This is a genomic window from Borrelia hermsii DAH (assembly GCF_023035675.1).
Taxonomy (GTDB): Bacteria; Spirochaetota; Spirochaetia; order Borreliales; family Borreliaceae; genus Borrelia; species Borrelia hermsii.
In genome coordinates this window covers 154218-166723 of sequence record NZ_CP073136.1, presented here as the reverse complement: position 1 = coordinate 166723, position 12506 = coordinate 154218, and the positions used below count along the sequence as shown (strand labels likewise).

General features: G+C 29.0%; 10 protein-coding genes. 5 read left to right on the top strand and 5 right to left on the bottom strand.

Going from position 1 to position 12506, the window contains the following annotated elements; translation table 11 throughout:
- Positions 1-24: 24 nt before the first annotated feature.
- From bhDAH_RS00795 to bhDAH_RS00785, 3 genes are all read left to right on the top strand, one after another.
- The gene (locus tag bhDAH_RS00795; RefSeq protein WP_043924395.1) at positions 25-1875 is read left to right on the top strand and encodes a putative glycoside hydrolase; all 1851 of its coding nucleotides are present in this window, start codon (positions 25-27) and stop codon (positions 1873-1875) included.
- Between the two features lie 21 nt (positions 1876-1896).
- The gene (locus bhDAH_RS00790) at positions 1897-2874 is read left to right on the top strand and encodes a calcium/sodium antiporter (protein ID WP_247098857.1); all 978 of its coding nucleotides are present in this window, start codon (positions 1897-1899) and stop codon (positions 2872-2874) included.
- Positions 2875-2951: 77 nt separating this feature from the next.
- Positions 2952-4703, top strand: a complete 1752-nt coding sequence (locus tag bhDAH_RS00785) for a hypothetical protein (protein ID WP_012421937.1) — start codon at positions 2952-2954, stop codon at positions 4701-4703.
- Positions 4704-4706: 3 nt separating this feature from the next.
- Here the strand turns inward: bhDAH_RS00785 and bhDAH_RS00780 are convergent, their stop codons facing one another.
- Positions 4707-4874, bottom strand: a complete 168-nt coding sequence (locus bhDAH_RS00780) for a hypothetical protein (RefSeq protein ID WP_086936058.1) — start codon at positions 4872-4874, stop codon at positions 4707-4709.
- A gap of 70 nt (positions 4875-4944) precedes the next feature.
- Here bhDAH_RS00780 and bhDAH_RS00775 point away from each other — a divergent pair, with 70 nt between their 5' ends.
- Positions 4945-6540, top strand: a complete 1596-nt coding sequence (locus tag bhDAH_RS00775; RefSeq protein WP_043924394.1) for an RHS repeat domain-containing protein — start codon at positions 4945-4947, stop codon at positions 6538-6540.
- Here bhDAH_RS00775 and alr read toward each other — a convergent pair.
- From alr to bhDAH_RS00755, 4 genes are all read right to left on the bottom strand, one after another.
- Entirely contained in the window at positions 6532-7632 is a 1101-nt protein-coding gene (gene alr, locus bhDAH_RS00770) for an alanine racemase (RefSeq protein ID WP_012421934.1), read from the bottom strand. The genes bhDAH_RS00775 and alr overlap by 9 nt on opposite strands.
- Before the next feature lie 105 nt (positions 7633-7737).
- A complete protein-coding gene (locus bhDAH_RS00765; protein ID WP_012421933.1) occupies positions 7738-8154 on the bottom strand; it encodes a hypothetical protein in 417 nt (138 codons plus the stop codon).
- Positions 8155-8157: 3 nt separating this feature from the next.
- Positions 8158-8583: a hypothetical protein gene (locus bhDAH_RS00760; protein ID WP_012421932.1), complete on the bottom strand. Its 426-nt coding sequence runs from the start codon at positions 8581-8583 to the stop codon at positions 8158-8160.
- A 22-nt stretch (positions 8584-8605) separates the two neighbouring features.
- Complete coding sequence (locus tag bhDAH_RS00755; RefSeq protein WP_012421931.1) at positions 8606-9739, bottom strand: LIC_12708 family protein; 1134 nt, start codon at positions 9737-9739, stop codon at positions 8606-8608.
- Positions 9740-9802: 63 nt separating this feature from the next.
- Here bhDAH_RS00755 and secA point away from each other — a divergent pair, with 63 nt between their 5' ends.
- Positions 9803-12499 (top strand): preprotein translocase subunit SecA, encoded by a 2697-nt coding sequence (secA, locus tag bhDAH_RS00750; protein ID WP_043924393.1) that lies wholly within the window; start codon positions 9803-9805, stop codon positions 12497-12499.
- Positions 12500-12506 lie beyond the last annotated feature (7 nt).

The window sequence follows — 12506 nt, the reverse complement described above, 5'->3', positions numbered from 1 at the left end:
TTAAAAAGGTTGGATGTTATTTATATGAAGCTTAATGCATGTATAATGTTTTTGTATATAATTTGCTTGTTATTTTCTTATTTTTTTTTGTGTTTTCATTTGTATTCATTAGACGAGACTAGGTATTTTAAAAAGGGTGATTTATTTTTTATCCATAAAGGTGCTTTATATAAGAAGCATAATAATACGATATTTAAGGTTGAACCTAAGGGGTTAGAGACTAGGTGGGTATATCCTTTTGTAAAGCCTGTGCCTAAGAGAATAACTTCTGTTTATGAGGAGTTTTATTCCCCAAATTCCCTTTTAACGACTGGTGATTCTGTTTATGTTTCTCATAATTATTTTAAAAGTTTCATAAAATTAGTTAGCAATGAAAAATTTAATAAAAATTCTTACATTACATCAAGCGCATTATCTCGAGGAGAATATAAGCATATTGCTATTGGTACTTCTAATAGTGGACTTTATTTAAGCGTTAATGATAATTTAACTTTTAAAAGTCTAAATTCTTTAATTGCTAAAATATATCTGGGTGCTGGTTATTATGATATGATTAGTGCAATAGAGTTTTCAAGGAACAATACAAATGAGTTGTATTGTTCCTATGGAATTTATGGAGATATTATTTTAATTAATACAGCTTTAGGGGTTGTGAAGCAGTTAACTTTTCCCTTTAAAAAACAGATAGTGCGTATTATTGATTTGTCGGATGCAAAGATGGAAAAACTTTTAGTTAGAACTTATGATAATCATTTTTATTCCTATGTTAATGGTAAATGGACTTTTGATGGTCATTTTTCTGTTTATGGGGAAGATACTCTTGAAAAGTTAAAAAGGATGAATCTTGCTTCTAATAAGGGTTCAATTTATTTAACGGCTTACACTCTTCGGAACAAAACAGCTATTGATGAGAGATTTGAGTTTATAAAGAGATTAGGCATGAATGCTGTTATTATTGATTTTAAAGATGATAGCGGTATTTTAACCTATTTAAGTAAATTGGCTTTGCCTAACAAGATGAAGGCTGTTAAAAATTTGATAGATGTGCCTTATATCTTAAATAAAGCAAAGGAACTTGGAATATATGTTATTGCTAGGGTTGTTGTGTTTAAAGATTCGAAGCTTTATTTTTATAATAATTGTGAATATGCTCTTTGGAATAAAAAGACCAATCAGCCTTGGGCAAACATTGTGAAAGTTAAGCATGGCGATTTTTTTAAATCCCTTCAAAAGGAACATTGGGTAGATCTCTTTTCTCAAGACACGTGGGATTATAATTTATCTATTGCAAAGGAAATTCAATCTCTTGGAGTTAATGAGATTCAGTTTGATTATATTAGATTTCCAACGGATGGGCCTGTATCTCTTATAACCTCAAGATTTAATAAATATAATATGCGAGCAATTGATGCTCTTGAATCTTTTTTAATTATGGCTAGGAAAAGTATTTCTATTCCTATTTCTATTGATATTTACGGAAATAATGGATGGTTTATTACAAATAGTATTGGTCAAAATATTTCTATGATTGCAGATTATGTTGATGTTATCTCTCCAATGTTTTATCCTTCTCATTATACTAATGATTTTTTGAAGCATGAGTTATACTATACTACCAGGGCTTATAAAATTTATCGGGAAGGGAGTAACAGAGCTTCTGTATTTTCTTCAGGTAATGTTATAATTAGACCCTATGTTCAAGCTTTTTTGCTTGGGTCGGAACGTCGTGTAAGTGAAAAAGTTTATTTAGAATATTTTTCCCATCAATTAAGAGGGGTTAAGGAGTCTTTAGGCAATGGCTTTAGTTTGTGGAATGCATCTAATATTTACTATATGGTTAAGGGTAATTTAAGCGAGTTTTTAGGTTTTTCTTAATTTTTATGAAAGGAGATTTTTTTGGAATATATCCAATTTTTTTATGTAATACTAGGCATATTTTTATTGTATCTTGGTGGGAATTATCTTTTAAAGAGTTCTGTTAACATTGCTGCTTATTTTCAAGTTCCTAATCTTTTAATCGGTGTTGTAATAGTATCCTTATCAACAAGTGCCCCAGATCTTTTTACAAGTTTAATAGCATCTCTTAAGGGTAAGAATGAAATTATTGTTTCTAATATCATTGGTAGTAATATCATTAATATGTTACTTGCACTTCCTTTAACAGGGCTTTTTTTAAAGATTGAAACTGATTTTAAGAGACTCAAATTTTCTTTTATAATTTTATTTTTATTGATGTTTCTTCTTTTATTGCTTTCTTTTGATTTTGGTACTTTGTCTTTTTTTAAGGTGCCTTATTATAGAACCAGTGCATTGCTGATTTTAATTGTATTTTTATCTTATTTATTTTTATTTTACAGAGAAGAGAAAAAATATAATTCTATTGCAAAAGATTTAGAGAATCTTAATTGTGATTATGGGTTTAAGTTTTTATTTTTAAATACCTTACTTTTATTGTTAAGTATATGTTTTTTATATTTAGGCTCAAAGTTATTAATAGATAGTTCAATATACATTGCACACAATATTTTTAATATTAGTGAAAAAGTTATTGGAATTGTTTTTGTAGCCTTTGGAACCAGCATTCCAGAGATTGTTGTTTCTCTTTTCGCAGTAATTAAAAAGGAGTCAGAAATCGCTCTTGGTAATATCATTGGAAGCAATATATTTAATATTGGATTTATTTTGTCTAGTAATAGTTTTGTAAATCCAGTACTTATGAGTGATATTTATTTTGCTGACTTTAGTATTATGTTTGCTGTATCTTTAATCTTGTTGTTAATAGTGAGGTTTAGAGGAGTTTTTAGCAGAGGGCCTTCTATTCTTTTTTTATTTTTGTATATTTTATATAATTCATTTTTGTTTGGTGTTTTTTAATTTCATTAAATTTGTCAATATGCTATTATTATGTTATGTTATCATTGTTTTGCATATGAGGAGATTAGAAGTATAAGATGAAAAAGTTACCCGAAATTTTCTATCTAAACGATAAGGAATTGGATATTTTGATTTCTCAGATAGGGATTTCTTCAGATGCTCAGAAAATGATTTTAAGAATTATTTTGGAGCATAATCAAAATGTCATAAATTATGCTAATTTTATCGAAGATTATTCTGTTAAAATTCGTGCTCTTAAAGGAGAACTAGATTTTTTATTTCGCAAGCTTTATGAGGTTAAGAGAGGGATTATTGTTAATCAGGCGACATCGAATGGAGAATTGATGCCTTATAAGATCATAATAACAGATGAGAATAGTTATGATTTTTATTATTATGCTATCGAGGATTTGTTTTTAAAGCATTATGCGGGAATAGAGCTGTTTAGTACTTTGCTTACAGTTAGAAATATAGATAAGAATTTATTGGCTTTTGAGAAAGAATTCGTCATTCTTTCAAATTCAGATGTTAATCTTAAATATTTTCAAGATAATGCTTCATTGAAGAAGATATTTGTGCTAAATTCTTTAATAATTCCTTCAGGACAAGCCTTATATTTTGTTGAATTTATGAAGAGAATTTTATTTGGAATTGCTTCTAATAGAATAGTTAAAGATGTTTTTATGAGAGCTAAAAATTTAAAGCTTAGTGAGTATGATCGAATTTTGGATGAGGGTATCAATGGTGTTGGAGTTGCTTATAATCTTCTTTTAGGGATTTTAGAAAATAAAGACGAGATCTTAAATAAGAAGGGCGTTAATATTTCTAAACATTATTTTACTTTTCTAGAAATATTAAATATTTATATTGTTAATGAGAAGAGCTTAGAAGAATCTAGAAATTTAGAAAGTATTAAAATTGATGAAACTTTGAAATCAATTGAAAAAGCAATAGAGTTTAAACCGGGATTTATTAACATAGAAGAATTTAAAAATATTCTTCAAGAGCATTCTGGAGGATTATCTGATCCTGAGCATTTTTTAAAGATAGCTAATGAATATTTTTTTGAATCCAATATTAATACTTCATTACCCAAAATATTTAGCATTAAACATGGTATGTATTTATATAAGCCTTGTGCTTATTCTATGTTTTTAAAAGAATTCGATCAAATTTTAGTTGATATTAGGGATAGGTTGAAAAATGAATTTACAAGAATGCTGAGTAACGGAAAGAATTCTTCTACTATTCTGACGGAGGAAGGTCTTGAGAAAACGTTGATTGAATTCATTGCTAATTATGATATAAATAATTATTGCTTAAAAAATAAGGCTGTATTTCTTGATTTTATTGTTTCGCATTATAGACGAGTTTCTAAGACACAAAATATTCAGACTCATCTTAAGGATATAATAAAAACTGAAGCTGCAAAGTATTTTAAGAATAGTAATACATTTTTACCACTTTATAGGATTTATAAAGTGGACTTGTCTAAGATTTTAAATTCTGCTTATAGGGATCTGCCTTTGTTAAAGAGGCTTTTGTTATTCTTAACAGGGAAGCAGCAGAGCTATAAAGAGGCTTTATCTAGGTTGAATTCTAAGCCTATGGCTAAAGATCATGCTGGGCTTTTTGATCCAGGTGAGAGAGTGAAAAGACAGCTGGATAAAAGACGAAAGCAAAGGGAAGAGTTAAGAGAACAAATTAGGAATTCCTATGCTAAAAAGGGCAAGGGAGCCTCTAAGGGACAGGCCTTAAGCCGAACCTATACTAAAAGCGAGCAAGATGAGGCTTGGATGAAATTTGAAGATAAACTCAATAAAAAATAAATTTTAAAATAAATCTTTAGGTCTTCTTGCTGTATTTTTTGAGGCTTGGCATTCAGCATAGTGTTTTATTTTGCCATTTTCAAATTTAGATTTCATTATAATTTTTCCGCCCCACTTGCTTAGTAACTCTTTAGAACCACTTCTTTGAGCATTTTTCGAGATTTTTGCCATCTTAAACTCCTGTACTAATTTATTGTATAATAAATTTATCAAAATAAGGTTGATTGATCAAGGAATGATTATGTTTTTGGTGATGTTTTTTGTGGCTTATTCTCTTTTTTCAGAAGAAATTTACTACAGGTTTGTTGATTATGATATTAATTATAGAATAATTGGGAAATATGAGATCAGTAAGGAAGATGCGGAGGAAGAATGTGGATATAAATTTACTTATGATGGTGGTAAGCTTGTATTTGTTGATTATATTGGCAAACTTAGTATTTTAATGCCTTCTTTTTTCGGTGTAAGTCAGATCAAAATAAAACATTCTGAGGATATAGAGAGAAGATTATTTTTAAATGGAGGTTTTTCTGCTAAGAATTCAAAAGATGTTTATGTTGAACAAATAGAATACTTTCCAAATGGCAGTCCTAAGAGTATTTTTAATTATAATAAATCTAATGAGATTATAAGGGATAAGTATGGAGTTGCTTATTACCATTTTATTTATAATGATGATAGGAGTTTTTATGTTTATAGGTTTAGTGAGGTTGGTTTTCAAATTAAGGATTTAAATGATGTTTATTATACTAAAGTTATTTATAATGATTCTGATCGTACAAAAACAGTTTTATATTACGATGATAACAATTATAATATAAAGGCTAAAAATGGAATATATGGTTTTAGGTTGACTTACGATAGTGCACATAATATTGTAAAAGAAGAGTATTTAGATCAGGTATCTTATTTGTATGCAAACCCTTTTTCTGTTGCAACAAAGACATATCGTTATGATTTTGATGGCAAGCTCATTGAAGTTTTAAATTATGATATTAAAAATAACTTGACCCCCGATGAGAATAATGTAGCAATATATAGATATGAGTATAATTTAAAAGAAAAGGATTATTTTTATAAGGAGTATAATTATGATACTAATAATAATTTAACTGTTAGTCAGAATGGTTATGCCATGAGAAAAGCCATTTTTTATCTGCAAAATAATGAGAAAAGGGTAATAAACTATAGTAACAAAATAAATCAAAAATATAATAGTGATATTCCTGCTAGTTATGAAGAAAAATGTGAAATAATGGATGATTTTAAAGGTATTGCGGTTTATAGTTATAAGTATGATAATAAATTTTATTTAATTGAAAGTCTTTTCTTTGATAAAAATTTTAATTTAATTAGTGATTCTAATGGAGTGATGATTTATAAATATACTTATAATGAAGATGGCCTTCTTAAGTCCCAAGAGCATTATGGAGATTTTGATAATCCTATAGATGATGCTGCGGGTGTTTTTAGATATAAGTTTGCATATGATGTTAATGGCAATGTGATCTTAAAGAGTAATTATTCTAAGAGTGGGGTTTTGGTTGCAGATCGGAGTGCTATTTTTGAGTATGCTTATGAATATGATAAACAAAATAGACTTATTAGTCAGAAAAATTTTGGTAGTCTAGGACAGTTACAAGATGATATTCATGGCGTTAGTATGTATAAATATGAGTATAATAAGTTTGGCAAGATTTCAAAAAAGACACATCATGGTCCAGATTTAAGACTGAGGGATAATATTGGGGGTATTTCGGTTTATAAATGGATTTATGATAGTAAAGGTAATTTAGTTGATTTTCAAAAATTTAATTCTTTAGGTAATTTAATATAAATATTTTTTCTTCTCGTGTTTTCCAATGGAACAAAGTATTTCGTATTTGCTTATGCCAGATTCCTTGCTAAGTATATCTAAGCTTAATCTTTCAGAAATGATTTCTACCTTTTCTCCTATGTTGATTTTTAGATCTTTGGGTATTTCTATGATTGAAATATTCATACAGATTTTTCCTTTAATGAAGCATTTTCTATCTCTTATTATGCAATAAAAATTGTTAGATGTATTTTGTGGAATTCCGTCAAAATATCCAACTGGTATAAGTCCGATTTGCATATCTTCTTTTGCGGTAAAAAGCCCCGAGTATGATATTTGTTCTCCCTTTTTTATATTTTTAAGAAATATGATTTTTGAATATAAGTTTAGTACAGGTTTAAGTTGTAAATTGTTGTTTGAGATGTTTGGATTTGGATGATATCCATATAAAATAAGTCCTGGTCTTACCATGTTAAATTTTTCGCTTATTTTGTAGTTTGCTATATGTTCTGAGTTGGAAGCATGAATAAATTTTGGATTTATATTTTTGCTTTTAAGTTTATTTATGAAATAAACAAATTTTTCGATTTGTGTTTGGGTAATTTTTGTATTTTCTGTTGTTGGTAAATGTGTACAAATTCCTTCAAATTCTATTGATTTTGAATTTTGAATTTGAATTGCTAGATTAAGAGCATCTTCTATTTTAATGCCATATCTGTTCATTCCGACATCAACTTTTAAGTGAGCCTTAATTTTTTTATTTTGTTTCCTACATTCTTGTTCTATTAGTGATAAGTATTGAGAGTCAGCAACAAAAGGTGTGATATTGAACTTAACTAAATTTTTTATTGCATTTTTGTCTGTGTTAATGTAGAGCAGTATGTTTACATTTTTATCTATTTTTTTAAGCTTTAAAGCATCATCTATCCAAAAGAGGCCAAAATAATTTACCCCTTTTTCTTTTAAGAATTTGAATGTTTGAATAAGTCCGTGTCCATAAGCATCGCTTTTGAGTGTGGCTACTAATTCTCTTTTTTGAATATGGTTTTTTATTGAGGTTAAATTATGGTTTAGATTTTGAAGGTTTATGATGATTTCTTTATGTTTGGTCATTTTGTATATTATAGTATATTATGCATTAGTGAGATTGACATTAAAAAATTTTTGTTCTGTTCAATTTTGGAACTGTAGTTGGAATTGCATGCTGTAAGTTAGATTTTAAAGAAAAGGTACCTTTGGCACGAGAAAATGAATTGTTCCAATAATTAATGCTAAAATTCCTATTAATTTTTTATTGCTTTCAATGAAAGATTTAAATTTCCCATATTCTTTGTTGTTTTGAAGGTTTATGGGCATTTTTTGGCTTAAGAAAAAGATAAAACCAATAAAAAATAAACTGATAGTAGGAAGCAAATTCCCAATTATTGGCAGATCATAAGGCATGATTATTTCAAAGATACTAGTTACTAAAAATATTGTGCCGAAAATGCTCCTTGCATTTTTGTTATTGTTAACTAGATTTACAAATTCTTCAAAGATGATTAAGCATTTAAATCGTTCTCCCAAAATTGGAAACGCTAGTACTATCCCCCCCAAGATATTAAGTAAAACAGACATAAAATATATTTGTAACATTTTTTACCCTCCAAAATTTAATCTTTTACTAAAATATGCCTTATCGCCTTTCTGATTTATTAGCATTATATTTAATAAACCCTCATTCCTATATGCAACATTAGTATATAATGTATAGTGAATCTTGTCTATGTAAATCATATTATTTTCAATAAGTTTATTATCTAAGTATACTTCTATATTGGCTTTTCCTAAGTCTTTTATGTCATGACTTTTAATATTGATTTTGATATATAAGTTTTCATTCTTTATTTTATGTTCTATTGTGATGGTAGGATTGTATTTGCTTTCTAATTCTTGTAATTTGGGAATTAATATAACTTTAATAATAATTAGAATTATGACAAAGATTATTCCAAGGATTAGATTTTTTTTGAGTCGTTGTTTATGCTTATTTTGTATTTTTTCTTTGCAATTCTTATTTTTCATAAATGCTAACTTTTGAGCTATTTCATAATTTAAGTAAATTATTTAAATTCCACCAATAAACGCTGACCCCACTTTTTTCTCCATAAAGTATGCTAAGTATTCCATCCTTAGATAGGCTTTCAGCAAGAAATTTAAGGTTTGGTGGTTCAATTAAAACCATTTGTTCTTTTATCTTGCCCTTATTATCCAGTTTCCATATTAAAGTATTAGACAGGTTTTTCATGTTAGTAGATGCTATTATTTTATCTTTTTGAATTCCAATGATATTGATAAAACTTTCTTGTTGATCATCTAATAGATTTTGAGGTAGTGTAATTTTATTTTTTATTTCAAATTCTTTATTTTTGTTTAAGCTCATTGTATAGAAATATTGATTTTTGATCTTGACCCCAAGGTCATTAATGTTTTCATTGGTTCTGATGTTTTCATAGTAGGTTGTCTTTGCATAGATGATTTTTTTGTTTACTTCAAAAAATACTTTGTCTATTGATATGTTATATTTTTTTCTCTCTTCTTCTGGTATTTGTAATATGTTTGTATTAACATATATCTTATAGAGGGGTGAGAGATCTTTATCGTAAGAATATATTATGTATCCTTCATGATATATAGTTATTATTGCTATGTTATTTCCGTCGTCAATATTGATATCGTAAACTTGTGGGAATGGCGTTCCATTTTGTCCTTCTTGACCTAGTACTTCTACAGATGAATCTTTATTTAAAATAAGTATTCGTGTAGAGTATGCTATGTTTTCTTTCTCATCGAATTTAGATTTCTTATTATCTATCTTATCTGATACTACAATAAAGTCTTTTGATGGATAAATTGCCTGAATATTTTCAAAATCTATTTTTTTAATTTTAAGGTCAAAATTTGTTTTGAATATGCCATTTTGGTAAGTTTGAATTAATTTTCCATAAGAATTAAAAATCATTAGCTTATTTGCTTTTGCCTCTACAATATATACAAGTCCGTTGTATGTTTTAATGTCAAAGCTTGAATTGGTAAATTTGTTTATAAGTGGTGTTATTTCTCCAGGTAACGTTCCAAATGGTATTTTGAATTGTTGCTCCCCAATTTCATTTAAAGTTTTGATATTACATGATATAATCATAAAAAATAAAGTTAAATGAATTTTATAAAACTTTTTCATGTTTTAGATGTTATTATTTTAAATGGTTGAAAGTCAATTATTTTAGGAGAATTGAGACCTGATATGTTAAGATCGATATTTGAAGCAACTATTGGTTCAAAAAGTAAGAGGGATCTAAAAAATTATCTTCCTATTCTGAGGAATATTAATAAGCTTGAATCTTGGGCATTGTCTTTGTCAGACGAAGATTTTGCTAGGGAAACAGAAAAGTTTAAAGATGAACTTAAGGAAGGTAAAACTTTAGAAGATATTTTAGAGAGAGCATTTGCACTCTCACGAGAAGCTGCTAGAAGACGACTTAAAGAGCGACCTTATGATGTTCAACTTATTGCTGGGCTTGCGCTCCATCAGGGTAAAATAATAGAGATGAAGACCGGGGAAGGTAAAACTTTATCTTCAGTGCAGGCTGCTTACCTTAATAGTTTAACAGGCGATGGTGTTATTATCGTTACGGTTAATGATTATCTTGCAGAGCGTGATTCAAATTGGATGAAGCCGGTTTTTGAGCTTTTAGGAGTTAGTGTTGGTGTTGTACTATCTAATATGGATTCTGCTAAAAGGAAGATGGAATACGATAAGGATATTACTTATGTTACAAATAATGAGCTTGGATTTGATTATTTAAGAGATAACATGTGTTTTGATTTATCTCAAAAATCTTTGAGTAATTTTAATTATTGTATTATCGATGAGATTGATTCGATTTTGATTGATGAGGCTAGAACCCCTTTAATTATTTCAGGTTCTACCGAAGGAGATACTAGTGCTTATCTTGAAGTTAATTCCCTTGTTTCACTTTTAAAGGAATGTTCTAAGGACCCAAAAACCGGAGATTATCCTTTAGAGATTGATGAGCTTGATGGGGATTATACGATTGATGAGAAGAGCAAGAGAGTATCTTTTACGGCAAATGGTTTAAATAATCTTGAGCAAATTTTGGTTGCAAAAGGCATAATTAAGGGTTCTATGTATGTTGATACTAATTTTAATTATGTTCATTATATGACTCAAGCATTGAAAGCGCATTTACTTTTTTTAAAGGACAGAGAATATATTGTTGGGGATTCTGGGGTTGAAATTGTTGATGAGTTTACAGGGCGTATTTTAAAAGGACGCAGATATTCTGATGGATTGCATCAGGCTATTGAGGCTAAGGAAGGTGTTAGAGTTGCAAGTGAGAATAAAACTATGGCAACAATTACATTTCAGAATTTATTTAGAATGTTTAAGAAAATTTCCGGCATGACTGGTACGGCTGATACAGAAGCAAAAGAATTTCATAGGATATATAATCTTGATGTTGTAGTTGTTCCGACTAATAAATTGGTAGCACGAGTAGATGAGGATGATATTATTTATTACACCGAAGAATTTAAGTTTAAAGCAATTACAGATGAGGTTTATGAGGCCTATAAGAGAGGACAACCTGTTCTTGTTGGGACTGTTTCTATTGAAAAATCTGAAGTATTGTCAAATATGTTTAGAAATAAAGGTATTAGACATGAAGTTCTAAATGCAAAGAATCATTTTCGTGAAGCGTTAATTATTGCTGAAGCAGGAGCAAAACATTCTGTTACAATTGCAACTAATATGGCTGGACGTGGTACTGACATTAAACTTGGGGGTAATCTTGAGCACCGGGTTCGTAAAAAGTTTGGAACGGGTATGAGTCTTGAAGATTTTCAAAAAGCTATGCAAACTGAGAGAGAACAGTATCTTAAAGATTATGAGGAAGTAAAGGCTCTTGGGGGACTTTATGTTATTGGCAGTGAACGTCATGAGTCAAGAAGAATAGATAATCAACTTAGAGGGCGGGGCGGAAGACAGGGAGATCCTGGCCGATCAAGGTTTTATGTATCTCTTGAAGATGATTTAATGCGTCTTTTTGCAAGTGATAACTTGAGAGCTTTGATGGGAAAGCTTGGGATGGCAACAGGTGAGCCCATTGTGCATTCTTTATTAACAAAATCCTTAGTTAATGCACAAAAGCGTGTTGAGGATAGAAATTTTGAGATTAGGAAGCATCTCCTAGAATATGATGATGTTATAACAAAGCATAGGGAGTTTATTTATTCCCAAAGGAATTCAATTCTTGCTGATAGTAATATTAAGGAACGTATTCTTCTTTCTTTAAGAGAATATCTTGATTTTTTATTTGACCAAACTAAGGGAGAAGTAGTTACAAGTTCTATACTAAGTGAGATAAATTCAGTTTTTGCTTATATGATGGATAATATTGGTTCTGTTGAGACCATGAGTATTTTGGATTTGAAAGATAAGTTAATGGAAATTGCAAAGTCTAATCTTGATGCAAAGGAAGAATTAATTGGAGCTGAACTTTTAAATGAATTTTTAAAACATGAGTATTTAAGAAATATTGACTTTAAGTTTCAAGACCATCTTGCAAATCTTGATTCTTTAAGAGAATCAGTTTATCTCAGATCTTATGCTAATAAAAATCCAATTACTGAATATAAGGAAGAAGGTTTTGCAATTTTTAGTGAGCTTGTTAAAGATATTAAAGTTGAAACTTTAAGGCGAACTTTGCAGATGAGGGTAGGTATTGATTCTAGTGGTTATAAAGATAAAAAGCCTAAAAATGTTCGCGCTACGCATAAGGAGTTTTCAGGAATTGCTTCTGGGGAGAGAGGGAATGCATCAGGAATTCAAATAGTTAGAAGTATTCCCAAGATTGGGAGGAATGAGCCTTGTTATTGTGGCAGTGAAAAGAAATATAAAAATTGTCATGGAAAAATTTAGATAGGAG

Excerpts from the sequence above, each read along its gene's own strand:
- alr (WP_012421934.1), bottom strand. The coding sequence starts at position 7,632 with ATGACCAAACATAAAGAAATCATCATAAACCTTCAAAATCTAAACCAT.
- bhDAH_RS00755 (WP_012421931.1), bottom strand. The coding sequence starts at position 9,739 with ATGAAAAAGTTTTATAAAATTCATTTAACTTTATTTTTTATGATTATA.
- bhDAH_RS00775 (WP_043924394.1), top strand. The coding sequence starts at position 4,945 with ATGTTTTTGGTGATGTTTTTTGTGGCTTATTCTCTTTTTTCAGAAGAA.
- secA (WP_043924393.1), top strand. The coding sequence starts at position 9,803 with ATGTTAAGATCGATATTTGAAGCAACTATTGGTTCAAAAAGTAAGAGG.
- bhDAH_RS00795 (WP_043924395.1), top strand. The coding sequence starts at position 25 with ATGAAGCTTAATGCATGTATAATGTTTTTGTATATAATTTGCTTGTTA.
- bhDAH_RS00785 (WP_012421937.1), top strand. The coding sequence starts at position 2,952 with ATGAAAAAGTTACCCGAAATTTTCTATCTAAACGATAAGGAATTGGAT.
- bhDAH_RS00765 (WP_012421933.1), bottom strand. The coding sequence starts at position 8,154 with ATGTTACAAATATATTTTATGTCTGTTTTACTTAATATCTTGGGGGGG.
- bhDAH_RS00780 (WP_086936058.1), bottom strand. The coding sequence starts at position 4,874 with ATGGCAAAAATCTCGAAAAATGCTCAAAGAAGTGGTTCTAAAGAGTTA.
- bhDAH_RS00760 (WP_012421932.1), bottom strand. The coding sequence starts at position 8,583 with ATGAAAAATAAGAATTGCAAAGAAAAAATACAAAATAAGCATAAACAA.